The organism is Pseudarthrobacter sp. P1 (assembly GCF_050156935.1).
Taxonomy (GTDB): domain Bacteria; phylum Actinomycetota; class Actinomycetes; order Actinomycetales; family Micrococcaceae; genus Specibacter.
The window spans coordinates 405,483-430,460 of the sequence record NZ_CP189584.1 but is presented as its reverse complement, the minus strand read 5'-3'; the positions used below and the strand labels follow the sequence as shown (position 1 = coordinate 430,460).

General features: G+C 65.4%; 25 protein-coding genes and 4 pseudogenes. 17 read left to right on the top strand and 12 right to left on the bottom strand.

The features are described 5' to 3' along the window. Positions 1-30: 30 nt before the first annotated feature. The 4 genes from ACQCSX_RS01905 to ACQCSX_RS01890 all read left to right on the top strand — a co-directional run bounded on the left by ACQCSX_RS01905 (position 31) and on the right by ACQCSX_RS01890 (position 5,008). On the top strand, positions 31-1,428 hold the full coding sequence (locus ACQCSX_RS01905; protein ID WP_427017415.1) for an APC family permease: 1,398 nt from the start codon (positions 31-33) through the stop codon (positions 1,426-1,428). A 68-nt stretch (positions 1,429-1,496) separates the two neighbouring features. Further along, entirely contained in the window at positions 1,497-2,861 is a 1,365-nt protein-coding gene (locus tag ACQCSX_RS01900; protein WP_427018946.1) for a TrkH family potassium uptake protein, read from the top strand. A gap of 375 nt (positions 2,862-3,236) precedes the next feature. Continuing rightward, positions 3,237-3,725, top strand: a complete 489-nt coding sequence (locus tag ACQCSX_RS01895; protein ID WP_427017414.1) for a hypothetical protein — start codon at positions 3,237-3,239, stop codon at positions 3,723-3,725. Beyond that, on the top strand, positions 3,722-5,008 hold the full coding sequence (locus ACQCSX_RS01890; protein ID WP_427017413.1) for an ArsB/NhaD family transporter: 1,287 nt from the start codon (positions 3,722-3,724) through the stop codon (positions 5,006-5,008). The genes ACQCSX_RS01895 and ACQCSX_RS01890 overlap by 4 nt, the downstream gene beginning before the upstream one ends. A gap of 358 nt (positions 5,009-5,366) precedes the next feature. On the opposite strand, the gene ACQCSX_RS01885 is transcribed toward ACQCSX_RS01890, so the two are convergent. Both ACQCSX_RS01885 and ACQCSX_RS01880 read right to left on the bottom strand, forming a co-directional pair. Then, positions 5,367-5,825, bottom strand: coding sequence for a DUF998 domain-containing protein (locus ACQCSX_RS01885; RefSeq protein WP_427017412.1), 459 nt, complete (start codon positions 5,823-5,825; stop codon positions 5,367-5,369). Positions 5,826-5,924: 99 nt separating this feature from the next. After that, positions 5,925-7,175 carry a glycosyltransferase gene (locus ACQCSX_RS01880; protein WP_427017411.1) on the bottom strand — a complete coding sequence of 417 codons (1,251 nt, stop codon included), beginning with the start codon at positions 7,173-7,175 and terminating at the stop codon, positions 5,925-5,927. 290 nt (positions 7,176-7,465) lie between these two features. On the opposite strand from ACQCSX_RS01880, the gene ACQCSX_RS01875 reads away from it, so the two are divergent. The 3 genes from ACQCSX_RS01875 to ACQCSX_RS01865 are packed head-to-tail and all read left to right on the top strand — an operon-like array spanning position 7,466 to position 8,068. After that, on the top strand, positions 7,466-7,696 hold the full coding sequence (locus tag ACQCSX_RS01875) for a hypothetical protein (protein WP_427017410.1): 231 nt from the start codon (positions 7,466-7,468) through the stop codon (positions 7,694-7,696). Positions 7,697-7,707: 11 nt separating this feature from the next. Beyond that, on the top strand, positions 7,708-7,929 hold the full coding sequence (locus tag ACQCSX_RS01870; protein ID WP_427017409.1) for a hypothetical protein: 222 nt from the start codon (positions 7,708-7,710) through the stop codon (positions 7,927-7,929). Then, positions 7,916-8,068 carry a hypothetical protein gene (locus ACQCSX_RS01865; RefSeq protein WP_427017408.1) on the top strand — a complete coding sequence of 51 codons (153 nt, stop codon included), beginning with the start codon at positions 7,916-7,918 and terminating at the stop codon, positions 8,066-8,068. Before ACQCSX_RS01870 ends, ACQCSX_RS01865 begins: the two co-directional genes overlap by 14 nt. 605 nt (positions 8,069-8,673) lie before the next feature. On the opposite strand, the gene ACQCSX_RS01860 is transcribed toward ACQCSX_RS01865, so the two are convergent. From ACQCSX_RS01860 to ACQCSX_RS01840, 5 genes are all read right to left on the bottom strand, one after another. Beyond that, a complete protein-coding gene (locus tag ACQCSX_RS01860) occupies positions 8,674-8,919 on the bottom strand; it encodes a hypothetical protein (protein ID WP_427017407.1) in 246 nt (81 codons plus the stop codon). Between the two features lie 153 nt (positions 8,920-9,072). Continuing rightward, positions 9,073-9,402 (bottom strand): YciI family protein, encoded by a 330-nt coding sequence (locus tag ACQCSX_RS01855; RefSeq protein WP_427017406.1) that lies wholly within the window; start codon positions 9,400-9,402, stop codon positions 9,073-9,075. Between the two features lie 154 nt (positions 9,403-9,556). Further along, the gene (locus tag ACQCSX_RS01850) at positions 9,557-9,991 is read right to left on the bottom strand and encodes an SRPBCC family protein (RefSeq protein ID WP_427017405.1); all 435 of its coding nucleotides are present in this window, start codon (positions 9,989-9,991) and stop codon (positions 9,557-9,559) included. 23 nt (positions 9,992-10,014) lie between these two features. After that, positions 10,015-10,989 carry a TIGR03086 family metal-binding protein gene (locus ACQCSX_RS01845; RefSeq protein ID WP_427017404.1) on the bottom strand — a complete coding sequence of 325 codons (975 nt, stop codon included), beginning with the start codon at positions 10,987-10,989 and terminating at the stop codon, positions 10,015-10,017. Continuing rightward, the gene (locus ACQCSX_RS01840; RefSeq protein ID WP_427017403.1) at positions 10,989-11,309 is read right to left on the bottom strand and encodes an ArsR/SmtB family transcription factor; all 321 of its coding nucleotides are present in this window, start codon (positions 11,307-11,309) and stop codon (positions 10,989-10,991) included. The genes ACQCSX_RS01845 and ACQCSX_RS01840 overlap by 1 nt, the downstream gene beginning before the upstream one ends. A 471-nt stretch (positions 11,310-11,780) precedes the next feature. On the opposite strand from ACQCSX_RS01840, the gene ACQCSX_RS01835 reads away from it, so the two are divergent. Further along, a complete protein-coding gene (locus ACQCSX_RS01835; protein ID WP_427017402.1) occupies positions 11,781-12,923 on the top strand; it encodes an FAD-dependent oxidoreductase in 1,143 nt (380 codons plus the stop codon). Positions 12,924-13,003: 80 nt separating this feature from the next. Here ACQCSX_RS01835 and ACQCSX_RS01830 read toward each other — a convergent pair whose 3' ends face one another. After that, positions 13,004-13,450 carry a recombinase family protein gene (locus ACQCSX_RS01830; protein WP_427017401.1) on the bottom strand — a complete coding sequence of 149 codons (447 nt, stop codon included), beginning with the start codon at positions 13,448-13,450 and terminating at the stop codon, positions 13,004-13,006. Between the two features lie 687 nt (positions 13,451-14,137). Here ACQCSX_RS01830 and ACQCSX_RS01825 point away from each other — a divergent pair. Further along, on the top strand, positions 14,138-15,364 hold the full coding sequence (locus ACQCSX_RS01825; protein ID WP_427017400.1) for an IS110 family transposase: 1,227 nt from the start codon (positions 14,138-14,140) through the stop codon (positions 15,362-15,364). A 332-nt stretch (positions 15,365-15,696) separates the two neighbouring features. Here ACQCSX_RS01825 and ACQCSX_RS01820 read toward each other — a convergent pair whose 3' ends face one another. The 3 genes and pseudogenes from ACQCSX_RS01820 to ACQCSX_RS01810 form a co-directional block, all read right to left on the bottom strand. Next, positions 15,697-16,080: a DsrE family protein gene (locus ACQCSX_RS01820; protein WP_427017399.1), complete on the bottom strand. Its 384-nt coding sequence runs from the start codon at positions 16,078-16,080 to the stop codon at positions 15,697-15,699. A gap of 11 nt (positions 16,081-16,091) precedes the next feature. Beyond that, positions 16,092-16,499: pseudogene (locus ACQCSX_RS01815) on the bottom strand (DUF302 domain-containing protein). A gap of 33 nt (positions 16,500-16,532) precedes the next feature. Then, positions 16,533-16,790 carry a metal-sensitive transcriptional regulator gene (locus ACQCSX_RS01810; protein ID WP_056348507.1) on the bottom strand — a complete coding sequence of 86 codons (258 nt, stop codon included), beginning with the start codon at positions 16,788-16,790 and terminating at the stop codon, positions 16,533-16,535. A gap of 124 nt (positions 16,791-16,914) precedes the next feature. Between ACQCSX_RS01810 and ACQCSX_RS01805 the strand changes: the two genes are divergently transcribed. The 8 genes and pseudogenes from ACQCSX_RS01805 (at position 16,915) to ACQCSX_RS01770 (ending at position 22,571) form a co-directional block, all read left to right on the top strand. Next, entirely contained in the window at positions 16,915-17,532 is a 618-nt protein-coding gene (locus tag ACQCSX_RS01805) for a rhodanese-like domain-containing protein (RefSeq protein ID WP_427017398.1), read from the top strand. Continuing rightward, complete coding sequence (locus ACQCSX_RS01800) at positions 17,529-18,287, top strand: sulfite exporter TauE/SafE family protein (protein ID WP_427017397.1); 759 nt, start codon at positions 17,529-17,531, stop codon at positions 18,285-18,287. The genes ACQCSX_RS01805 and ACQCSX_RS01800 overlap by 4 nt, the downstream gene beginning before the upstream one ends. 22 nt (positions 18,288-18,309) lie before the next feature. Beyond that, positions 18,310-18,624, top strand: a pseudogene (locus ACQCSX_RS01795) (rhodanese-like domain-containing protein). Between the two features lie 59 nt (positions 18,625-18,683). Continuing rightward, complete coding sequence (locus tag ACQCSX_RS01790) at positions 18,684-18,980, top strand: rhodanese-like domain-containing protein (RefSeq protein ID WP_427017396.1); 297 nt, start codon at positions 18,684-18,686, stop codon at positions 18,978-18,980. A 57-nt stretch (positions 18,981-19,037) separates the two neighbouring features. After that, a pseudogene (locus ACQCSX_RS01785) lies at positions 19,038-19,401 on the top strand (thioredoxin family protein). Positions 19,402-19,510: 109 nt separating this feature from the next. Then, on the top strand, positions 19,511-20,923 hold the full coding sequence (locus tag ACQCSX_RS01780) for an MBL fold metallo-hydrolase (protein WP_427017395.1): 1,413 nt from the start codon (positions 19,511-19,513) through the stop codon (positions 20,921-20,923). 104 nt (positions 20,924-21,027) lie between these two features. Further along, positions 21,028-21,510, top strand: a pseudogene (locus ACQCSX_RS01775) (MFS transporter); the annotation flags it as partial. 917 nt (positions 21,511-22,427) lie between these two features. Beyond that, a complete protein-coding gene (locus tag ACQCSX_RS01770) occupies positions 22,428-22,571 on the top strand; it encodes a hypothetical protein (protein ID WP_427017394.1) in 144 nt (47 codons plus the stop codon). Between the two features lie 685 nt (positions 22,572-23,256). Here the strand turns inward: ACQCSX_RS01770 and ACQCSX_RS01765 are convergent. Then, the gene (locus tag ACQCSX_RS01765; RefSeq protein ID WP_427017393.1) at positions 23,257-24,570 is read right to left on the bottom strand and encodes a DUF2254 domain-containing protein; all 1,314 of its coding nucleotides are present in this window, start codon (positions 24,568-24,570) and stop codon (positions 23,257-23,259) included. Positions 24,571-24,978: the final 408 nt, after the last annotated feature.

Sequence of the window (24,978 nt, the reverse complement as noted above, 5' to 3'; positions counted from 1 at the left end):
GGACGGGCCGACAAGGGAAAGGACCATCCGATGCCGGCACCTGACAGGGTGGCCCCCGGGCGCGGCTTCGCCGGAGCACTCCGTTCCCGGACAGCCTTGCTGCTGGCATTCTCGTTTGCCGTGATGGCCGACCCCGTGTCTTCGGTCGCTTACGCGATTGAAGCGGCTCTCCGGGCGCTGAACGGCGATCTGGCCTTGCTCGTGCCCACGATGATTCTCGTCGTGGCGATCATCGCCCTGGTGATCGTCAATTACCGGCAACTGGTCATCCGCTACCCGCAGGGCGGCGGAGCGTCGGCAGCGGTTGGGGAAGCCTTCGGGGACCGCTGGTCTTTCATACCGATCGGCGCGCTGGTGGTCGATTTCGTCCTCACAATCGCCATCAGCGTCTCGGCCGGGGCGTCGGCGGCCATCGCCTACTTTCCCGCCCTGGCGCCCTGGCGGTTGCTGCTCGCGCTGGCACTGGTCGTCCTCGTCGGTGCCGCAACCTGGTTCGGGCATCTGGGGCGGCTGGTCTTCGCCGCGATGACCGTGGGATTCATCATCGTCTCCGCCCTCGTCCTGCTCTATGGCCTGGGCGCCACCCCGCAGCCGGTGGGAATCATCACCGACACGCCCGGGCAGCCGCCGGTCATTGCGGTGGTCCTGGCCTTCCCCGTGGCCATGGCCCTGGCCACGGGCGTGGAGGCGCCGTCTTCGGCGATCGCCCAGCTGGGCCAGCTCGATGATCCCGGCCGGAGCCGCTTCGGCAGGGTTACGCTGTGGCTGACCCTCGCCATCGTCGGAACGATCACCCTGGGCCTGACCCTGGAAGCCGCGCACCTGCAGGTCGGCATCCCGCCCGAGGACAGCACCCAGATCGCTGAACTTGCCCGGCTGGCGGCTCCCGGCCCGGTCTTTGCCGTCTTCCAGCTCATGACCGCCCTGCTGCTTCTCTCGGCCGCCAGCTCCTCGTTCCAGGCAGGACCGGGCCTGCTCAAGGCCCTCGCCCGCCACATCAACAGGCAGGGCGAAACCGTCGGCATCCTTCCTCCCGCGCTGGGACGCACGAACACCCACCACACCCCCTATTGGGGGGTGGTGCTGTTCATCGTGTTGGCCGGCGTTGTCACCGCCGCGGCCGGCGGCGTCGATCAGGAACTTGTGCTCTTTTACGCCGTGTCAGTTTTCCTGAGCTTCCTGGCCGGCCTGCTGTCCATGGCCCTTTTCTCCCACCGTGGCCGGCGCCGCGGCTACCTCATCATGAACATCGCGGGCGCCGCGGTGGTGGCGTTCACCCTCATCGCCAACCTTTCCCGGGGCCTGCCGATCATCAGTCTGGCCGCGGCCCTGGGCATCGCGGCCGTCCTGTACCGGGCATGGGTCAGGGCCGGGCGCCCGCGCGGGATCCGCCACGTCGCAGCAGAAGCCGAGGAGATGCCCGGGTGATGGTGGGCAGCGAAAGGAAAAAGGACTTGAAGATCCGCAATGCCGCCCCCGTTAATGGCGGCCGGCCAATGCAGTCCTGGATCCGAGCCCAAGGCGACCGTCTCGGGCGCGGGCTGCTGCATCCCGTCCGTTCGGTGCCGCTGGCGTTCCTCGCCGTGATCCTCCTGGGCGCCGGACTCCTGATGTTGCCCGTCGCGCGTACGGCAACAGAGGCAGACCCCACACTGCCGGCCCTGTTCACCGCCGTCTCGGCGGTGTGCGTCACAGGTCTGATCACCGTCGACACCCCAACGTTCTGGACGCCTTTCGGGCAGGCCGTGATTCTCGGGCTGATTCAAGTCGGAGGATTCGGCATCATGACGCTGGCGACATTGTTGGCGCTGCTCGTGCGCAAAAGCATCGGGCTCCGAGGCCAGCTCGTCGCACAATCCGAAACGCACACCCTGAATTTCGGCGACGTCCGCTCGGTCCTTTTCCGGGTCGCCCGGATCATGATTGTTTTCGAAGCCGTCACGGCCGTCGTTCTCACGGTCCGCTTCTGGTTTGCCTACGACGACAATCCGGGCGCAGCACTCTGGCACGGGACGTTTCACGCCGTTTCAGCGTTCAACAACGCCGGCTTCGCCCTCTACAGCGACAACCTGATCAGCTTCGCCGGCGACCCCTGGATCATCATCCCCGTCTGTCTGGCGGTGATCGCCGGAGGGCTCGGATTCCCCGTGCTCATCGCCCTGCTCAGGGGCGGTGTCAGGATGAAAGACTGGACCGTCCACCTTCGTCTGACCGTCTTCGGCACCCTGGCGCTCCTGGCCGTCGGGTGCGCGCTCTTCGGGGCCTTTGAATGGAACCGGGACGAAACCCTCGGTCCCATGTCCGTGGGCGGGAAACTCCTGGCAACCCTGGCCGGGAGTGTCTTCCCGCGCACCGCGGGCTTCAACAGCATCGACTACGCCTCCGCGTCCCCTGAGACCCTTATGATCACCAATATCCTGATGTTCATCGGCGGCGGCAGCGCAGGCACCGCCGGCGGCATCAAGATCACCACGTTCCTGGTCCTGGGGTTCGCGATCTGGAACGAGATCCGGGGCCGCGACCAGGTCACCATCGCCCACCGCTCCATCAGCTCCTCCGTCCAACGCCAGGCCCTCTCCGTCGCACTCCTTGGAGTAGCCGCCGTGGTCAGCGGCACCCTGCTGCTTCTGATGTTCACGGACTACAGCCTCGAGAAAGTCCTCTTCGAAGCAATTTCCGCGTTCGCTACCGTGGGCGTAAGCACCGGCATCACCCCTGACCTGCCGGCCAACGCGCAATGGGTTCTCATGGCTCTCATGTTCACCGGCCGCATCGGCACCATCACCGTCGCCTCCGCCGTCGCCCTGTCCTCCCGCCCCCGCCTCCACCGGCTCCCGGAAGAACGACCCATCATCGGCTAGCCCCGCGCCCGCGGAGCCTGGACGGGCTCCCGTGGCGGGCCTTCCGACAGCCGCGAGGGAATCCGGGGACAATCTTGACGTTTCTTCCAATGATCAGGGCGGCTGCAGGCAAAAGGATCGCAGCGGCGGGCCTTCCATGTGTGCCGCCCGACTCCCGGCATGGCACGTTGGCGCTGCCGGTGTCGCCCGGGTCAAAATCCCGGGCGAGCAGAAAGTAGGCGATGGCCTGCCCTCTCCTTGCCAGGGAACGACGGCGATAGCAGACTGAAGGCAATCCAGCAGCCAAGGAAACACCATGCCAAGCAAGCTTTTGTCCTCGCGACGACGGTTATGGCAGAAGCATGTTTGTGAATTTTCCGAGCAGAGAGGGTCGCCATGCGTGCCGCCGACCTGCAAGTCGTCTTACCCGTTGCCCGTCGGGAGACCACAGCAGTGGAGGCCGGACGGCTGATCGCCGAGGGCGGCTTGGTGGGGCTAGTCATCGCAGACGAGGCCGGCACCCCGACCGCGATCCTTTCAGCCGTGGATGTCCTTCAGCTGATGGTGCCGGACTACATCATCGATGACCCCTCCCTCGCGGGCGTCTTCGATGAGAAAGGCGCCAGTGAGCTGTGGGATCGTCTGGATGAACGCACCATCGGGGAACTGCTGGATGACGCCGGCGTCACAGTTCGCAGGATGCTGACAATAGAGCCCGACGACACGCTAATCGAGGTCGCGGCCCGCATGGTGGATGCCCGCACACAGATTGCACGCGTCCAAGGTTCACCCAAGGACGCTCCCACCTTCGTGACTCTCCCCTCCGTCGTCAACGCCATCCTTGGCTACTGGGCCGGGAAGGGGCCGGAGGGCAGGACGGGATGAGTGTGCAGATCGTCCTCGCCCTGGCGATCTTTCTGGGTGCCTACGTCCTGATCGCAACGGAGAAGGTGCCCCGGCTCACGGCCTCCCTCTGCGGGGCTGCGGCCATGGTTCTCCTTGGCGCGACGGATGACCACGGCATTTTTTTCTCCGAGGACAGCGGAATTGACTGGAACGTCATATTCCTGCTGCTGGGCATGATGATCATCGTCGGCGTCCTCCGCCAAACGGGCCTCTTCGAATTTCTCGCCATTTGGGCGGCAAAGAAAGCACGCGGACGCCCGTTCAAGATCATGGTCATGCTCGTGGTCATCACGGCAGTACTTTCCGCGTTCCTCGATAACGTCACCACCGTGCTGCTAATCGCACCCGTGACCCTCCTCGTCTGCGAACGGCTCGCAGCCCCCGCAGTTCCCTTCCTAATCGCCGAAAGCATGGCAAGCAACATCGGCGGAACCTCAACCCTCATCGGCGACCCTCCGAACATCATCATCGCCAGCCGGGGCGGGCTGACCTTCAACGACTTCATCATCAACCTCGCGCCGCTGATAGCGATTCTCCTGCTTGTGTTCATCGGGCTATGCCGAATCCTGTTCCGTTCGGCCTTCCGGTACCACCCGGATCGAGCGGCACGAATCATGGCACTCAAAGAAAAGGAAGCCATCGGCGACAAGGCACTGCTGATCAAAAGCCTCGTCGTCCTGGCCCTGGTGCTGTTCGGATTCATGGCCCACCCAATCATCGGACTCGAACCGGCCATCGTCGCGCTTCTCGGGGCAGGTCTGCTGGTGCTGCTTGCCCGCCTCGAACCGCGCAAGGTTTTCGACGACGTCGAGTGGGAAACCCTGCTGTTCTTCGCCGGGCTGTTCATCATGGTCGGATCCTTGGTCAATCTCGGCATCATGGACACTGTCGGACAGACAGCGGCCGCCGTCGTCGGCGAGGACTACGGCATCGCAGCCACGTGGCTCATGATCGGCTCAGCCATGGCCTCGGGCATCATCGACAACATCCCCTACGTTGCAGCCATCGCCCCGATCACGAACGACCTCGTCCAAGCAGGCGGAGCCGCGGCCCAGCCCCTCTGGTGGGCACTCGCCCTCGGCGCGGACCTGGGCGGCAACGCAACCGCAGTCGGCGCCAGCGCGAACGTCGTCGTCATCGGAATAGCCAAACGCAACGGCCACCCGATTTCATTCTGGACCTTCACTAAATACGGACTCATTGTCACAACAATCACGATAGGACTCAGCGTGCCCTACCTCTGGCTGCGCTACTACCTCTGACCACATCGCAGCCAGCACCCCAGCCACAGCAGCCCTCGCCCTGTCGGGGAAGGAAACAGCCCTAGTTGTAGCTTTCGCCTGAGTAACCCAAGAACGCGACAGACGCGTCTTAAGGGTCCTCTCGAGAAGTCCAGACACAGTAGGGCACCTACGTGCTCGCACCGACAGGTTGGGCGCGGGAGTAGTGGATTCCGATTGCGATAAGCCGACTGTAGGCGGCGAGGAACGACAGTTGCTCAAGGATCCCGGCCGGTGCAGGCCGCCGGATCCCGAACGAGTCCAAGCGGTAAGCGATCCCGGCCGCAAACGCGAAAACGATGACAAGCATGCCGGTGACGGTCGAGAAGGTCGCCAGCCCTCAGGCATCAGAACGGAGCCGCCTTGCCAGGATGAACGCCGCTGCGGCCAGGCCGCCGAAGACGAGGGTGCCGGCGCCTTGGTGGATTCGCCCGGCAAGCGTTGCGATGGGCGGCTCCCCCGGCGGGTAGCCCAGTGCGGGGTCCGTGGGCACCAGGCCGCAGATGATGAAGCCGACAGCGGCCACGGCGATCACGATGGGACCCCACGTCGCTTCACGACCAGATCGCAGCACGCGGCGAAGTCCGAGGGCGAAGAGTCCGATGAGAGCTCCGCCGAGTACGAACGCGACTGCGAACACCCACGCTCCGTCTCCGGTCCCAAGTTGACTCACGCCATTGCGCCACACGCTGTACCCCTGGCGGGTGGCTCCAGCAACTCCGAGAATGATGGGCAACGTCGCGCCCGCGATGATGCCGCTCGCCAGCAGCGACCGGGTGAGAGCAATATGGGCGGGCATGGTGGTCTCCTTTTCGACGAGGACCCATCCCTGTTCACGAAAAGGCTAACCTGCGCGCGTCTTCGGGCCTCGCATAACCGGGAACCCAACGCGCCCTGTTTATGACACAGCGATGCGCTCCAGTGCGGTCACCGCTGCGGATACTCCGTCCTCGGCACGTACACGGTGGCCCAACTCTTGGGCGGCACGCGCCATATCGGGATCCGTGGTGGCGATGGCGGTGGCGAGGCCGGCGGCCGTGAGGCGGCGTTGCGGCTCGGGAGCGGGAGCGACACCGCGCTGGTGTGCCAGTCGAGCCCAGAACGGCTGGTCGGCGATGAACGGGCACACCACTTGCGGGCGTCCGGAGGCGAATGCGGCGCCGGCTGTGCCTGCACCCCCGTGGTGCACCACGGCAGCCACGCGGGGGAACAACCGCAGGTAGTTCACATCCTCCACAGCAAGAACGCCGTCACCTGACATGCTGCTGTCCAGTCCGCCCCATCCCGCGCCGATCACCAGGCGTGTCCTTGCTCGGCGTGCGGCTTCCAGGACCAGGGCGGTGCTGCGCGCGGGGTCTCTGCCGGACATTGACCCGAACCCGACGAACACCGGCGGGTCGCCGGCACCGAGGAAGTCTTCGACGCGCGGCGGCAGCGCCTCGTCCGAGGGCGGGAGGACCCAGTAGCCGGTGGTGTGCACCGAGTCCGGCCAGTCCAGTGGCGGGGGCAACACCGAGGGACTGAACGCGTGCAGCACCGGAGCCTGGCCGTTGTCCGGTCGGCGCAGCAGGTCGTGCCGTCCGTGGCGGCGCGGGAGACCGAGGATGTCCTCGCGCCACCGGTCGACGACCCGGCCGAATATCGCCTCCGGGGCCTTCACGCCCAGGAACGTGGCCCGATTGGCCACGGCAGGCAGCCACGTCGGCATGGCCACGCCCGGCCAGGGAAACTCCCGGGTCGGCACATACATCGGGATCGGCAGAGCCAGCACCGCCGGGACACCCAGGGCCTCGGCAACGTGCTGCCCGGCGATGATCTGGCCGTTGTGCACCACGATATCCGCACCGGCGCCCACGCCTTGCGAAGCGACGGCCCAGCAGTCGGCCAGCAGTTGGATAAACATGGCCGGCATGGTCCGTACCTGCCACAGCCGGGCGCGCATCCCGCCCTCGATTACCGCACCCGCAACTGCCGGGTTGTCCATCAACCGCATCGGGCCGTCGTCCACGCCCGCGAACGGCACCCCATGCCCAGCGGCGAACCCGGCGAACCGTTGCGGCGCGGCGAGCACCACCTCGTGCCCAGCAGCGAGTAATCCCCGTGCCAGCGCTATGAACGGCTGGACATCACCGCGCGTCCCCAGTGTCATGATCAATACCTTCATCGGTAAGTCTCCTGTCAGGTGAGGCCGCGGTGATGAACGCCCGCACTCCGCGGGGAGCAGGGCAGCGGTCAAAGTGGCCAGGATCCCCCGCCGGCCAGGCCTATGGAGCCTTATGCCCCTGTGCCCATGGTTCCTTCCCGGGGTGACTGGCCCCACCTTGTTGGGCTTTAGCCGAGCTTAGCGCGCAGTAGACCACGTTCAGGTTTTTCTGGTGGCCCCACCCATCTCCCCCGCCCCCACACACGAACCACAGCCACCCACCTCAAGGACGAGCCATGCCGGAGATCGATCCGGAGGACCTGACCTTCGACTACACGTTGAAGTATCGGGGCATCCCCAACGTCCACCGTGACCCGGAGGACTATCCGATGCGTTGGCAGGTCACCATCGACTCAACCGCCTTCAACGATGACGGCGGGGACCTCCACGTCGGCCACGGTGTCCACTACATGGTGCCGATGCCGGGACGATCGACCTGTTCACCACCCTGGATGCCATCGACCTGAAGCTGGCCAACATGGCCGACATGGCCGACATGCTCAACAGCCAGCGTCCAGACCTCATTGCCGATCTGTGCGTTCTCGGCGTCGGTGATCTGATGTACATTCCCTCCCTTGCAATCCGCCCGGAATACCGGGGCCAGCAACTCGGCCACTCCATCCTCAGCACCATCCTGGAAAATTATCGGACGCTCCGTCGGGTTGGTAGTCCTGCAAGCCACTCCGATGCTGGGCGATGACGGGCCACAGGAGAGCACCCCCCCCGAACACGACGCGGGGAAGATGGCGCCGGCCAAGCATTGGGAAGGCTATGGATTCACCCCCACCGAAGAGGCCTACATGGTCTATGAGGACCTGCTCATCACCGATCCGGAATGACCCCCGCCCAAGCCCAGGGGAAGATGTGGCCCATGCGTGGCGGGTTCAGGTCCGACACCGTTGCCGCCAGGGCGGCCGCCGGCCCACTTGGCGGCCCCCTGACGCGCCCACTGCTATGCGGATTCGAGCACTGCCTTGAGCGCGTCTAACCGTGCGACCTCGCTTTGCATCGTCTTGGTGATCATCGGCCCCATGAGCTTCATGAGTCCCTTGGGGTGAAGGTCCAAGACGAACCGGACGGCGGTGCCGCCGGAAACTTTGCGGAGACGGTGCTCCCCGGGGGCCGGGCCGGGCCGGCAACGACCTGGCAGCGAAGAAGCTGGCCCGGAGTTGCCGAGGTGATTTCGTAGTCGCCGGCGATGGGCCGCCGGCCGGGGCCTGTGAGGGTCTGAGCATAGACGGCTCCCACGGTTCCCACCGTGCCGCTCGTGAGGGCGATGCTTTGGACCCCTGTGCGTCATTTGGGATTGTTGAGTCCGTCCGCGAGGAACGCATAGACCTCCTCGAGGGTGCGGCTGATGGTGGTTTCATGCTCGGCGTGGGCCATAGTTGTTGCTCCTTGCTGGTTCCGGTGTCCGCACCCATGCCGGGCCGGCGTGCTGTGGCTAGATGCCCAGGCACTCGCTGATCTGCAGCGTACCGCCCCGGGCAATGAAGGGGTGGCTGGACAGAAGCGCCTCAGGGGCCGCGTCGCCGGAGGCGATCTGGCCCACGACGTTTACCGGGGCGCCGGGGTCGATGACGGCATCGCCGATGGATTCGACCCAGGCCTGGAAGGCTGCCCGGCCGGCGGCCATGGCCTCCGGAGTGGGGTGGCCCATGCCGTGGTAAGTAATCAGGAACTGTGCCATTGGTGGCTGTCCTTTCAGGACGCATGCGGTTGGGGTTGATGTGCCGGCCATCGTTGGCGGCAGGCCGAAAATTCCAGGAGGGGTGGGCATGGGACCGGATGGGTCTTCCGTTGCCGGGCGGCGAACGGAAGACCCGTCGTCGAGGGGGTGGTCTTACATGTTCATGTCGATGAGTTCGAAGATGTCCAGGCTGAACCTGCCCTTGCCTTCGGTGAGGAACGGGTGCCCCTGGGTCAGGGCCTTGGCGGCGTCGAGGTTCTCGGCCTCAACGATGGTGTACCCCTGCAGCTCGGACGCTTCGGTCCCGGATCCGTCGTCGACGACGGCGGTGCGGGCGCCGAACGGGGCGCCGCCGTCGACCAGGGCCGGTCCAACCTTGCCCATCCAGGCGCCCCAGGCGGCCGTCTGCTCCGCGGCCTGCTCCTCGGTGAACTGGTCCATGGGGGTGGCCGGGCCCTTGTAGATGTAGATGAACTTGCTCATGGCATGTATCCCTTCGTTCGATCAATAGTGAGGATGCTGTTGCGGTGCTGTTGCGGTGCTGTTGTGGTGCCGGTCCCGACCCTAGCGGAAGGGGCCGGTTCGGCGACAGGGGGATGTGCCCACCCCACCGAGGGCGTGCCGTGGTCGCTGAGTGCTACCTGGATTCGAGGATGGTCTTCAGGACCTTGAGGTCCTTGCGCATGGCCCTGCGCATCATCGGAGCCATGAACACCCCCGCCAGGGTGGAGAAGCCGGCGGGTTCGCCCCTGTTGGAGAGGATCATCCGCGTCGATCCGCCGTCGTCGGACCAGGTGTAGGTGGTCTCCATCGGGAACGGTCCCTGGCTGGTGCGCATGACCAGCCTTTCGCCAGGGACCAGCTCGGTGAACGCGTACACATACTCCAGTTCGCGCCCCAAAAAGCGGGCGGTGAACGCCACCCGGGAACCGACCCCCAGGGGCCGGGGTGTCTGCCAGGTGGCCGAGGTGATGTTCGCGTACCAGTGCTGGGCCTTGTCGGGGTTGGACGCGTACTCGGCCACGACCGCCCGCGGGACATGGATGAGGGTTTCTGTGTGGACATGCACCATGGTGCTTCCCCTGCCGGCTGCCGCTAGGCGGACGTGGTTTGGCGGCCGGTGAAGGCCACGAGCCGGTCCATGTTGGCCGCCGATTCATCCACCAGGGTCTCTTCGGCGAAGCTTGATCCGCGCATCTGGGGGCTGATGGTGTTCCGGGCCAGGTCCAGGACGTAACCGGACAGTGCGGGTGCGACGTCGAGTTCGCGGCCGGTGGCGGTCGCAAAGTCCCAGGCGTGGACCAGGAATTCCAGGTTCAGGATGTTCGCCACGATGGTTGCGGGCAGTTCGGCGAACCCCATGTCGATGGTTCCTTCCAGCCCGCGGGCCTGGAATGCCTCGAGGGTGGGCTGGGCGGCATCCGCCAGGCGCGTCTCGGGGGCGGCGGCCGGATCGACGGCGATGGCCAGGCCCAGGGCCTTGGCGATGCGGGTGACCGAACCAATGAGGTGCTCCACGAGCCCTGAGACCGTGAAGTCCTCGCACGGGGTCGGCTGGTCCATGTCCGCAGTGGTGAGGGTGCGAAGGACCCGCTGGGCGATGGCCAGGGTTGCTTCGGCGCTGATGAGTTCGTTGATGGGATCGGGTGTGGCGGACCATGTGTCGGGGCCGGCATCGCCGGTGGTGGCGAGGGCAACCAAGCGGTCCAGGAAGTGGTTCCAGCCCTCGGTGTGGCCGGCTTCTTCCCCGGCGCCCAGGCCCTCATGGACAAGCCGGACCGTGGTGCCGCCGTCGACGGCGTCCATGGTGATGGTCACCGTGGACAGGTCTGCCGGAGCTGCGGCGCCTTCCCAGCCCCAGGTGAAGACGACGCGCTTGCCGGGGTCGATTTCCGTGAAGGTTCCTGCGGCTGAATGGCCGGGGGTGATGGTCCAGCGGTAGTCCCCGCCAACGCGAAGGTCCACCCGTGCGGCGACGGTCTGCCAGCGGCGGAGCCTCTCGGGCTGGGTGATCAGGGCGAAGGCCTCGTCGGGGGTGGCCGGGATGAAGACGGACTTGTCAATGGTCATCAGGTATCTCCTTGGTGTGGTTGTGTATGCAGGCCCATGGCATCGGCGGCCAGCAAATCGAGCTCCGTTGTCCAGAAGGACTCCAGTGCCTCCCGCAGCCTGGCCATGCCGCCGGAGTCAAGGCGGTAGTACCGCTTCCGGCCGTCCTTGCGGGCCAGGACCAGGCCCGCGCCGGCCAGCAGGAGCAGGTGTTGGGAGATCGCGGACCGGGTGACCGTGAAGTTGCCCGCCAACTCGGTGACGCTCCGTTCCCCGCGGGCCAGGAGCTGGAGCAGGGCGCGCCGGGTCGGTTCCGCAGCGGTTTCCAGAACGTCAGGCACATAAATACGTTAGCGTTAGCTAACGCATTGCGCAAGCACTGACGGCTTTTTATGCTGCGAGTGCCGTCCACGCCTGCGACTTTATGCTTGCCGCGCTTCCAGGGGCGCCTGCCCCTGGCGACTCATGTCCATCTCTCCACAATTCCAGGGTGCGTCGACGATTTATCCTGCCGCGGGACCGGCAGCGTCGGTTCACGCATCGCATCCAAGGACGTCGGGGCGCCGCTGATTGCCGGTGCTCGGCTACTCCATCTCGGCGGCATGACATCGGCGCTCCCGCCGCAAGTTGTGGGACCCCGCGACCGCCGGGTGCCCGCAAGCCGGTCCTCGTGCGGGCGGGACCTCAGGTCGTCACGCAGGCGCGTCCGGGAACGCATCCCCATCCATGCTGGCTTCCCGCCGTGGACTCCCCGGCGAAGCGCACTTGCCCTCGTGTTGGGTGCCTGTGGTGATGGGTGTTTGAATGGGCGCATGGCAGATCGCAGCGTACTGGTCTCCGGCGCCGGCATTGCCGGATTGACCGCGGCGTATTGGCTGGCGAAGGCCGGCTGGTCGGTCACGATCGTGGAACGGGCGGCGGACACACCCTCCAGCGGCAACCCCGTTGACGTACGCGGAGAAGCGGTCTCCATTGCACGGCAGATGGGCCTCTGGCCGCGTCTGGAGGAGGCTGACACCGGTGTCGAACGCCTGGTCTGCGTCGACGCCGGCGGGCGGCCCCAAGCCCAGGTCCGCACGCGCCACCACGCCGACCGCCATGAGGAGGCCGAGGTCGCACGCAATGACCTCGTCGCCCTGTTGCTCGAGAAGGCCCGGGAGAACAGCCTCATCATCCGGGACGACTCGATCACCGCCTTGCACCAGGACGGAGGCGGAATCGACGTCGAATTTCAGCGGAGCCAATCCCGCCGCTTTGATGTGGTCATCGGAGCAGACGGCATCCACTCCGGCGTCCGCCGCTTGGCCTTCGGTCCCGAAAAACTCTTCTCACGCCCGTTCGGCATGTTCGTGGGCACCGTGCGCGCCCCCGTGCCGATCGACGATCCGCGCAGCGTGCTGATGTACAACGAACCGGGAACCTCGTTAACCATCCACCCGGCCGGAGGGAAGCCCGGGTACGCATTCATCTTCCGAGCGGAGCAGGATTTCGACCCCCGCGATGTAGACAAAGGAAGCCGGCTCATCGAGTCCACCTATGCCGGAGGCGGATGGCTGACCGCGCTTGCACTGAAGGAATGGGGCGCGTCCGACGATCGGTACTTCGACGCCGTCACCCGCATCAACGTACCGGAGTGGTCGGCAGGCCGCGTGGTGCTGCTCGGTGACGCGGCCAGTTGCATCTCGCTGTTCGGTGAAGGCTCCAGCAGTGCGATCGTCGGAGCCAAGACCCTCGCCGACGCGATTGCCGCCGACCCCCTCGACCACACCGCCGCCCTCGCCGGCTATGAAAACAGCCACCGCAAACACATCCGACCGCTGCAACGCGGCGCCGGCATCGCCTCGCGCCTCCTGGTGCCCCGGACCCGATCGGGCATCACGATGCGCAATGCAGTGTTGAACGTACTCCCCTTTCGGAACGATCGGCGAAGGGCGCCCTCGAGCGACGCCCACTGATGGACCACGCCCCGACCGGGCAGGTCGCCGGCCCCTTGACGGCACACCGATCCGCGCACTCCTCGTTTGGGGTGATGGATCTACTTTCTTCTGAAGCGACCCCAGTTCCGGTTCAAAAGCTTATCCCCATCGGATCGCAGTTCCCCTGCTGGGCAGACGTGGGGGTAGAGGGTTTGCCATGTGGTGCCCGGTTCCGGACACAGGTCACCAACCTTGGTTTCGGGCTTGCTCATGGAGGCCATGACGAGCCGGACCTTCGCCATGGTCATCATGTACCGGCGTCCACCCTTCCGTCCGCGGGCGCGGGCCGAGGCCAGGCCGGCCAGGGTGCGTTCGGAGATCAGCTCGCGCTCGAACTCGGCCAGGGCAGCGAAGCCCCCGAAGACCCGCTTCCTCGACGTGGCCGTGGTGCCGATGGCCGCGCCCTGGCCGGTGAGGACCTTGACGCCGATGCCGAGTTCGGTGAGGTCGTGGACGATGCCGGTCAAGCGGCGCGGGCCCAGGGCGTGCCGGTCCAGCCTCCACACGACCAAGGTGTCGCCGAGGCGCAGGGCTTCGAGGCAGGCGGCCAGCTGGGGACGGCTGTCCTACTTGCCGGACGTTTGGTCCTCGTAGAGGGCGTCTCCGTCAATCCTGGCGGCCACGTGCGGCCACAGGCTTTGGGCGTCGCAGGGAATGAAACTCACGAAAGTTCCCTCCACGTCATGTTTCAAGCCGTGATTTCCACGATGAATAGATATACGGCAGAAAACCGGACCACCGACCCCAGGAATCGAGGACGCACAATGATCAGCAACCAGCGCAACCCACACGCCATGAGCCCGTAAATCCGGGCCAAAAAACTCGCCAAACGGACTTCGTGCACACACTTTGGCGGGTTTTGTGCACAGGCCAAGGCCCAAAGGGCCCCTGACCTGCGGAAACACTGTGCCCGAGGTGGGACTCGAACCGGATTCCAGCCCCTGCAAACGGTAATACTGGAACCGGTCTTGAACCGGTGGGACCCGCCTTCAAACTGCCGTTCCCGCAGCGACTCCGCGGACACTGTCTTTCCTGGGATCTGTCCACCGGTTCAAGGTCCGCCGCAAGCGCGTGGAGCCAGGCGGACATGACTTCATAGGAGCCTGATTCGACCAGTCCCATTACCGTTTTGTCTGCCCACCTGGCCCACGTGCCCATCAACTAACATTGGTACCTGAGGGGCAGATTCCATCTTGGCAAAAGAACCATTGAATGTCATCGTCGGCGTCGACACGCATGCCGATACTCACCATGTGGCCATCATTACCGATTACGGCAGACCGTTGGCCGACCAGGAGTTTCTGGCCGTGGGTTCCGGGTACCGCAAGATCCTGGACTTCATTGCCGGCCATGGAACGGCCCTGGCGGTGGGAGTGGAAGGAACCGGCTCCTACGGTGCGGAGCTGGCCCGGGTGCTGCCCGAGGAGGGACTGACCGTGCTGGAGGTCAACCGGCCGAACCGGGCCCAACGCCGCCTGAAGGGAAAATCCGATCCCTTGGACGCCTATCAGGCGGCCCAGTCGGTGCTCGCCCAGCGCGGCATCTCGATCCCGAAAGACAAAGACGGACCCGTCGAATGCCTACGGATCATCCGTACCGCACGTTCATCGGCGATGAAGGCCCGGACGATCGCGGTCAACCAGATCAAAGGCCTCCTCATTTCGGCACCCGACGCACTCCGGACGAAATACCGGGCAATGGCCACCCCTGCCCTGATCGCCGCCCTGCAACGGACCAGGCCCTCCGGCCATATCGCCGACCCGGAATACACGACACTGCTGGCCCTGAAAACCCTGGCCACCCGCTATCGGGCGTTGACCGAGGAAATCACCGCCGCCGACAATGCCTTGCAAGAAATCCTCGACTCCTATGCGCCCCTGCTCTGCGACCTCCCCGGAGTGGGGCCCGAGGTTGCCAGCCAGCTTCTGGTCACCGTGGGAGACAACCGCGAACGGATCGGCAACGAAGCCCAGTTCGCGGCACTCGTCGGGGTTGCCCCCATCCCGGCATCGTCAGGAAAAACGACCCGCCACCGGCTCAGCGGGGGAGGCGACCGCAACCCAAACCGTGCCCTGCACCAGGTGGTGCTGGTCCGCATGTCATCATGTCCGCGCACCAAAGACTATGTCGGCAAGCGCACCGCCGAAGGAAAAACCAAACGGGAGATCATGCGCTGCCTCAAACGCTACGTAGCCCGCGAAATATACCGCCAGATCTTCAATCCGGTGCCGGCACCCAGCATCACGGACCTACGCCAGAAACGTAAGCAACTCAGGTTCACCATCAACGCCGCCGCCGGCCACCTGAGTCAATGGCCCTCCGTGATCTCCCGACTCGAACGAGGCCTCATCCGTAACGACACACTCGCCACGAACTACCGGCAATGGCTCCATGAACAAGCAGCCCCGCAACTGAATTGACAACTATAGGAGCATCACTGGGAAGTTCCGGAAACCTGCCGAATCCGGGCCGGTCCGGCACCGGTACGGTCTAGTCCGACTGTAAAGGGTGTGGACATTGTCCACACCCCATTTCTTGCCCTCCGAGGGCAATCCCGACCGACCTGAGCTGTCCGTGACAACTCCTTCGAGCCGCAACGCCACCCTGACGATGGCCACAACGGCAAGTCCCAGCGGGAAGCGGCCGATGAGAACGATCCGTGCACCTGTCGTGCGGCTACAACGTCTGCGATCCGGACGGTTGCGAAGTTCGAGGCCCAATGGTGCGACGCGGGTGGGTGAAACGTGGGCAGTTAGGGCCTGACGTAGGCCCAGCCCTGCCACTGGCGCTCGGCCAGGTGCGCCACTGCTGCTGGAACAGTGTCGATGCCGGTGGTAAGGTCCTCTGCTTCCAGTCCCGCAGAGCGCAGGCTGTTCGCACAGGCAAGAATTTCCACATCCAGTTGCCGGACGTGGGTGATGGCCTCGCTGGCCGGAGAGTCTGAAGCGAGCAGCCGGACGCCGGGGCCTTGGACCACTACTTCGATGGCCGCTCCGGGTTTGAGTGCGGCGCGAGCATTGGCTGTACTGCGCGGGATACCGGCTAAAGTGTCGGGCTCAAGCGGACCGGCTGCATGGATGAGCAGACCCGGACCGTCCTCTTCTTGTGGCACCGGGGCGCCCTCGTTGGCGGACATTACGTTTTCCGTCAGCTACTCAAGGCGGCGAGGGCTTTGCGCAGGCGAGTGCCGGCGTCGTCGGCGACCTCTTTGACGGCCGGCACAGCGCTGAGCTGGACCATGGTCTGCGGGTCAATGGCCTCGATGGTGGTGGTTCCCGCGTCTTTGCTGCGGCGTACGACGACGTTGCAGGGCAGGAGTGCGCCGATTTCGGGTTCTGCGGCAAGGGCGCGGCTGGCCAGGGCGGGGTTGCAGGCACCAAGGATGACATAGTCGCCTACGGCGTCAGCGGCTTCGGTTCCAAGCTTGGCTTCGAAGGTGGAACGCACGTCGATTTCGGTAAGTATTCCGAATCCCTAGGCCGACAGGGCGTCCCGGGTGCGGGCCAGCGCTTCGGCCCACGGAAGAGCGCTGGTCGTGCGGAGTGTGTACGTCATGGTTCTCCTGGGGTGGCTTGAGAGTGGGGCTGGTCAGGCGAGGGAGAGGAAGAGCTTTTCCAGTTCTTTACGGTCCATCGTTGCGTCCTTCTGGACGATGCACTGCTCCAGACCTGTGGCGATAATGGCGAACCCAGCCCGGTCGAGCGCTTTGGACACGGCCGCGAGCTGGGTGACGACGTCCTTGCAGTCCCGGCCTTCTTCCAGCATGCGGGTGACAGCGGCTAGCTGGCCCTGGGCGCGCTTGAGCCTGTTAATCACGGGTGTGAGTTCTGAGGGGTTGAGTTCCATGGGTCTCTCCAAGGGTCGGGGGCTTTCGTTCATCCTATACCCCCTAGGGTGTTTTGCGTACCCCCTGGGGTATCTGTAATACTCGGTGGGGTATTCATCCAACGACCTGTACGAGAGGCCATCCATGACTTCCCCCTCCACGGCTCCAGCCGTAACCGCCCTTGCCCCAGAGGCCCTGCGCACCTGGATCGCCGGGCACCCGGACCTCGTGGTGATCGATGTGCGTTCCGCCGCCGAGTTCGAGTCCACGCACATCAAGGGCTCATACAACGTGCCGTTGCCTTTGCTTTCCGAGCACACCGACGAACTCGCCGCCAAGCTGGGCTCTGGCGTGGTCCTGGTGTGTCAGTCCGGAGCGCGCGCCGAGCAGGCACGCCAGCGCCTCGGCAAGTCGGGGATGGACGGTGCCTACGTCCTGACCGGCGGAGTTCCCGGGTTCGCTGCCGCCGGCGGCGAGGTTGTGAAGGGCAAGAACCGCTGGGACCTGGAGCGCCAGGTCCGCCTGGCTGCAGGCTCCTTGGTGGTGCTGGGCCTGGTCGGGGGCAGGTTCGTCTCTCCCAAGGTGCGCATGCTGGCTGGCGCCATCGGCACGGGTCTGACGTTCTCAGCCGCCACCAACACCTGTGCCATGGGCAAGGCCCTCTCGGCCATGCCCTGGAACAAGGCCACCAAGGAACCCACCCGCGAAAGCGCCATCCTGCAGCTCCCCGTACCCGCGACTGACGGGGTTGCGGCGGCATGATTCCGGCCCTGGGTCTGGGGCTCGTCGTCGGGATCGTCCTGGGCGTAGTGGGCGGCGGCGGGTCGATCATCGCCGTTCCGGCCCTTGTGTACGGGGTGGGCATGAGCCCGGCCCAGGCCATCCCCACCTCTCTGCTGGTGGTGGGGGTATCCTCGTGGGCCGCCCTGCTGCCCCGGGTCCGGGACGGCCTGAACTGGCCAGTAATCGCACTGGTGGGGGCTGCCGGCATCCCGGCAGCCTGGGGCGGTGCGGCCGTAGGCCGGCTGCTGGACCCAAACATCCTGATGCTGGCCTTCGCCGTGATCATGGTGGCCGCAGGAATCCGGATGCTCAAGAAGCCGCGCGAATCCGACGGGTCCTGCAGCACGGGGCCGGACAGGGCCTTCCGGTCCTGCGCCCCGAAGGCCGTAGGGGTAGGGCTGCTCGTGGGCTTCCTCACCGGACTGCTCGGGGTAGGCGGAGGCTTCCTCATCACCCCCGCACTGACCATCTTCCTGGGTCTGCGCATGAAGCAGGCCGTCGGAACATCCCTGGCAATCATTGTCATCAACTCCGCCGCCGGGTTCAGTGCCCATGCTGCCGGGTACACCATCGACTGGGCCACCACCCTGGCGTTCGCGGTCCCGGCCATCCTGGGTTCCCTCGTCGCCGCCCGACTGGCCCGCCGCGTGAAGGACACGCACATCCGCATCTCATTCGCGGTACTCATCTTCGCCGTCGCGGCGTGGGTCACTGCCGGCACCGTCACCGCCTGACCACACCAAACAGGAGAACACCATGGGATTGATAGATTCCCTCAAAAAGGCCTTCAGCAAGCCCTATAAGACCGTCAGCGTCGCCTAAGCCAAGGAACTCCTGGGCTCCGGCGCCACCCTGATTGATGTCCGATCGGCCCAGGAATGGCGCACCGGCCGCGCCCCGCAGGCCAAGCACGTTCCCCTGGACCGGCTGCAGACCAGCACCGCCGGGATCCAGAAAACCCGGGGCGTCATCGCCGTGTGCGCCTCCGCGGCACGGTCCGCCTCCGCGGCCCGGCTGCTCGCCGCGAAAGGCTACGACGCCTACTCGCTGCGCGGCGGCATAGCGGCATGACGCCAGGCCAGCGAACCCGTCCGCTAACAACAGCCCACAATATTTCCAAGGAGAATCCAATGGCTGAAATCACCATCACCGAAGCCGAGCAGCGGCGCTCCACCGCCCGCATCCTCGATGTCCGCGAGGACTTCGAAGTCGCCGAAGACATGATCCCCGGCGCCCTGCACATCCCCATGGGCCAGCTGCAGGCACGCCTGTCCGAACTGGACCCGGCAGTCCCCGTCATAGCGGTCTGCCGCAGCGGCAACCGTTCAGCCCGCGTCGCCGAGGCCCTCAACGATGCAGGCTTTTCCGCGGACACCATGGCCGGCGGCATGATCGCCTGGACCCGCGCCTGCCTCCCCACCACCTGACCCCTGCAGTCCCGCCACCAACCACTCAAGACAACGCCCGAAAAGACACGAAAGACGATGGCAACCATCGACGTCACCGAACAGAGCTTCGCCGTTACCCTGGAGAGCAACGCGATCGTCTTCGTTGACTTTTGGGCGGCATGGTGCGGTCCCTGCCGCATGTTCGCACCCAACTATGGAGCCGCGGCAGAACGGCACTCTGACATCACCTTCGCCAAGGTGGACACCGAGGTGGAACAGGGCTCTTGCCGCAGCGGCGAGCATCACCTCGATCCCCACGCCGATGGCCTTTAAGGACAAGACGCTGGTCTTCTCCCAGCCCGGAGGCCTCAACGCCACCGGCCTGGAAGAGGTCATCCAGGCCGTAAAGAACCTGGACATGGACAAACTCCGGGCTGACGCAGGCGGGCAGCCTGCCTGACGCACGCACGGATTACCCGCCGCATATCCCTCTTGGTTGTATACCCCCAGGGGTATTAGACTTAAACCAAGAACTCCCAATACACCTACTCCACGAAGGAGAGCACCAGATGCTTATCGAGCGCATATACGATGAAGACCTCGCCCAGGCCAGCTACATGATTGGCTGCCAGGCCAAGGGTGAGGCCATCATTGTCGATGGCCGCCGCGACATCGAGGTGTACCAGGATCTTGCCGCAAAGAACGGCATGAAGATCGTAGCCGTCACCGAAACCCACATCCACGCCGACTACCTTTCTGGCACCCGTGAACTTGCCGCCGCCAACGGCGCGAAAATCTACGTCTCCGGCGAGGGCGGACCGGACTGGCAGTACGAATTCGACGGCGAACGCCTCTACGACGGCGACACCATCGCCCTGGGAAATATCAGCATCCAGGCGGTGCACACACCGGGCCACACCCCAGAGCACCTGTCCTTCCTGGTCACCGACGGCGCGTTCAGCGACCGGCCCGGCTACCTTCTCTCGGGTGACTTTGTCTTCTCCGGTGACCTAGGCCGCCCGGACCTGCTTGATGAGGCAGCCGGCGGCATCGACACCCGCTTCCTCGGCGCCAAGCAGCTCTTCGCCAGCCTGCGGGACAAGTTCCTGACCCTGCCGGACTACGTCCAGGTCCACCCCGCCCACGGCGCCGGCAGCGCCTGCGGCAAGGCCCTCGGCGCCATCCCGTCCTCCACAGTCGGGTACGAGCGGCTCTACGCCTGGTGGGGCCCGTACCTGGCCGCGAACGACGAGCAGGGCTTCATCGACGAACTCCTCGACGGCCAGCCCGACGCCCACGCCTACTTCGGCCGGATGAAGCGCGAAAACCGTGAAGGTCCTGCCGTCATGGGCGAGCGTACGCCCCTCATGGAGCTGGACACCGCCGACGTCGCCAAGGATCTGGCAGCGGACAAGGTCACGTTCATCGACACCCGTCCCAACAACGAAGTCCATGAGGGAACGGTTGCCCGCTCCCTGAACGTCCCCGCCGGCAAGTCAGTTGCCAGCTACGGCGCCTGGGTTGTGAACCCTGAGACGGACAAGAACCCGCTGGTGCTGCTTGCGCAGGACCAGGAGCAGGCCCAGGACATGTGGGACCACCTGGTACGCGTCGGCATCGACAACGTAGCTGGCTACATCACCAGCATCGACGGGCTGCCCACGACCACGCCGAAGCTGATCCAGCCCGAGGAACTCGACGGCTTCGGCGCCGCCATGGTGCTGGATGTCCGCAACAAGACCGAGCACATCACCGGGCACATCCCCGGCTCGCACCAGCTCAGCGGCGGCCGCGTCATGTGGCACCTTGACGAACTGCCCACCGACGGCACCATCGTGACCTACTGCCAGTCCGGGGTCCGGAACTCCGTTGCCGCCAGCGCCCTGCGCCGCGCCGGGTACGACGTCGTCGAACTCGACGGCAGCTACGAAGCCTGGACCAGGTGGCAGCAGACCCGGCAGAACGCCGTCGCAGCAACGTAACCCTAAACCGTCCGGGCAGGCCCCTCCAGGCCGGGCATCCAGCCCGGGCGCGTCCCCACGCGCCCGGGCACCTTTATGACCCCACCATGAACGGAGCACTGCGAATGCCGGGAATCACACTCCCTCCCCATAACCCAGGATCCACGGGAGCCGTGCTGGGTCTTCGGCAGAATCTGGCGCAGTTCATGCTGCTGGTGGGGGTTAGCGCCCTGGTGGGCGGGACACTCGGGCAGGAGCGCACTGTCCTGCCCCTGCTCGCTTCCCAGACAGTCCAGCTGGACCTGTAGACAAGCGCGCTGACGTACATTCTCGCCTTCGGCCTGTCCAAGGCCGCGACGAACTACTTCGCCGGAACGCTCTCGGACCGGTATGGCCCCAAACCCATCCTCGTCGCAGGATGGCTTGTCGCGTTCCCTGTACCGATCATGCTCATCTTCGGGCCGTCCTGGGGATGGATCGTCGCGGCGAATGTGTTCCTGGGCATCAGCCAAGCCCTGACCTGGTCCACGGCAGTGATCATGAAAATGGACCGCGTCGGACCGAAGCAACCCGGCCTGGACATGGGCCTGAACGACGCGGCAGGCTACCCCTGCGGTCCCGCAGAAGAACCCGGAGCAGACGTGCCCGGCGCGGCAGTTCATGCATCCGTCTCCGGCCGATGATCCGTCTTGGCCCGGCCTCATCAACGTACCCGGCCAACGGTGTTGTTCGAACCGACCGACGCCTGGTGGGCAGTCGGCCCCACCCTCCCGGGAACACCCAAGATCCCCCACCCAGGGTGTCGCCAACATAAGTGATGCCTGTGCGCCAACGGCCGGCAGGCAACACGCCACACCCGGACCTGCCGATCAAGGATGAGCCGGTCGGCTGGGTCATGCCGGGCATCTTCATGGGCCGGATCGTCGGATGATGCATGAAGGCGCGGCATTCCGGGTGGCCGGAACAAACCATTGCGCGGCAACCTCCCGGGCCCGCTGGCGGGCTTCCACGTGTGAGGCTCCCGCGTGTGCCCGCGGAAAGTGTCCCTGCTGTCTGGGGGCGATATGTGAGTTCGCCGCCAAGAACGCAGGCGGCAGCCCGCCCAGGGAAGCTCCGTGCCCGTCCAGCAGTGAGAGCGCCGCGGCCGTGTCGCCGATCAGTGCTGCCAGTCCGGTATGTCAGCGGGGCATCTGGTTCTGGGCGACCTGGTCGACGCAGCGGTCCTCGGGCCCGTGTCCGAGTGGGAGGGGAAGATTCCGGCCAGGTTTGAGGTTTCTGGACCACATAAGGGCAGGAGCATCCTTCAGACGGGCAGGATTGTTAGTCCGATGCGCACCGACGGCGGTGGTCCTGCTGTCGGGCAGCCTGTACAGGCCCATGGGCTCGTTCCGGGAGTCTGTGGCGGCGAACCCAGCCCCGCTCACGGCGGCGAGGTCCGTGTCGCGGACGGTGCCGGCGCCGATGTGGAAGCCGAGGGACCGAAAAGCCCTTTTCCAAGGCAGCGGGGCCGCCCCCGGAGTGCCGAGTGGATACCGCCGGTGGCGACGAACTCATCCGCCTCGATCATGTTTCCGTCGTCGAGGCTCTGGTCGACGGTGGATGTGGTGCGGCCATGCCGGATGTGCACCGCTGGAGCAAGCGGTTCACGGATGGCCTGGTCGGGGTCTGAGTAGGCGACTGGTCAGATCGTCATTGACGGCTTCGGCAAAACTTGCGAAGGGGAGCGTGGCACGGCAAGTTCCGTGAGTGTCGACGTATGCCACGCGATGGACCTGCCCAACTCACGGATGCGGAGGATGATGCCCACAGCTCGGCAGCCTGCTGGAAGGGCCGGAGAAATCAATCACGTACCCGTCCGGGCGCGGGCCCGTGGCCTGAGCCCTGACCGCGTACCAGCCGCTACGGGCCTGGAAAGCTACCGCCGCCAGCCTGCCGGCCGCTGCACCACAAATGACTGCCCTCACGGGAAAGCCGTTCATGCCCACCCGCAGGCGGGGCCCGACCGCACAGTGTCCGAGCTGGATGCTGGTCATTTGGGCTCCCGGCGCCAGTCTTCGAACCAGAGACCCGGCACGGCGCATCGGCTCTACTGGTCCCATGGCCCACCCTGCGGCCGGAGGTGCAGGATCCGATATTAGTATGCTCCAGCTCTGGCCGAGAATTGCCGCAACCGGCCACGGGAAATGCACCGGCCTTGAACTGTGCGGGCGGCAGAATCGATGAACCCCTCTCGCTGGCCGCCTGCCGGCCGGCGCAGTCGAGTTCGGCGACGCACTTCTCGGTGATGTGCTTCCACCGGGTTGCAGAGCGTGTATCGGGCAATCCTCACTATTTGCCGCCATGGCCCGGGCGCCTCAGCGGGGCGCGCCTGACTCGACAGCATCGGCGAGGGCCTGGAGCCGGCTCCGTTCGGCTTGAAGATAGGTGGCTGCGTCGATGGCCTCGCGCAGCGCGTCCAGCTGTTCACGAATCTGGTGCCGGTACCGGCCCTGGCCGTCGCACCAGGACAACTCCTGCAACAGGACCAGAAGCCGTTCGGCGACGGCAGGGTCGCGGACTCCGTAAAGCCTCGCCTGTCCCAAGGCAAGGTCCAACAGGTCCCCCAACCGGGGTTGGGCGAGGATGACCCTGGCCATTCCGGCGTCATCGGCGAGCAGTTCAGGGCCCGGGTTCCGGTCGGCCAGCCGGCACAGCAGGGCGGAGAGATGGCCGAGCACGTGCACCGCAGTGGTCGGATCGTTGATGCCCGGCGAGAGGGCCCGGGCTGCGACGTCGGCGAGCTGGCGAAAGCCATAACCGATGTCCTGGACGTTAGTGCGTTCAAAGCCGGTCTCGACTGCGGCGTTGACCTTTTCACGGAGCTGGTCCGAGGTCTCCGGAGCAAAGGCGGGCCCGGGCGCCAACGGCCAGGCAGTGGCAAACGGAGTCCCCTCGATCAGGGAGCTGCCGGGCTCGCGGTCGACCCGGATCACCGCGCCCGACTCGACCGCGGCCCGAAACAGGGCTTTTTTGTTCACGGCAGTGAGGAATCCGGAGTGCGAGCAGCGGATGCGGACACCTACGGCAGTTGCCGTTGGTTCGGCCGAAGGTGCAGGCCGGGTAGGGGGAAAGATACGGTCCATGCTGTCCCGGGTTTCGCTGGCGACGCGTTCCATCATGGTTTCAACCCGGATCTCACGGGTCAGATGGGCCAGGAACAGCACCAGAACCAGGATGCTGGCGATGGCGAGGGCATAGGCGATCGTGATGGATAGTTCGGGTACGAAGGACGGGCCCTGGCTGGTTTCCGTCCGGACGCTCCTGAGGACCGCCAACGCGAACGCGAAGGTGGCCAGAAACAACGCCAGGGTCCCATGGACAAACCTGTCGCTGGCGAAGGTGCGCAACAGGCGGGGAGAGAACTGGCTGCTGGCCAACTGGAGGGTCACAACAGTGAGCGAAAAGGTCAGCGAGGTCACCGTGATCAGGGACCCCGCAATAGCCTGCAGCACAGACCTGGCTGCCTCCGGACCCCCGCCAAAGAGAAGGACTGTAACGCTTTGGGGCAGCCGGCCATCCACGGAGGCATCCAGGGCAGGAAATGCTCCACCCAGAACTACAGCCACGGCCAAGGCCAGGGCAGGCACGGGCCACAGCTGCGTCCGCAGCATGTCCAAGACCTGAGCCATTTTGCCGTTTGTCATCTCCACCGGTTCCCACGATGCGTTGGCGCTACGGCAGGTGCTGTGAACCCAGAAATGCCTGCCGCAGCCTTCTTTCTAACACACTCCCGGCCTCCCGGCCATACACGCGAGGGGTGCTCCCTCCAGCCGCTGCTGGCCGGAACCGCCGTGTCCAGAAGCACCTGGAAAGGACCGGTGCCATTTTTCAGACGGCGACGGGGGTTGTTAGTTCAGAGTCCTGCTCTCATGACCGAAACCACGACCGGTCCCCGATTCACGAAATGGGCGCCAGAACCAAACGGGTTCTGGCATGAATTTCGTGAATGGTGACGGCTTGTTGCTGCGGTGGGACCGTTGCGACAGTGTGGGGATTTGCTGCGGGCGGTTTCCCGCAGAACGACGTCTCCTTGTGGA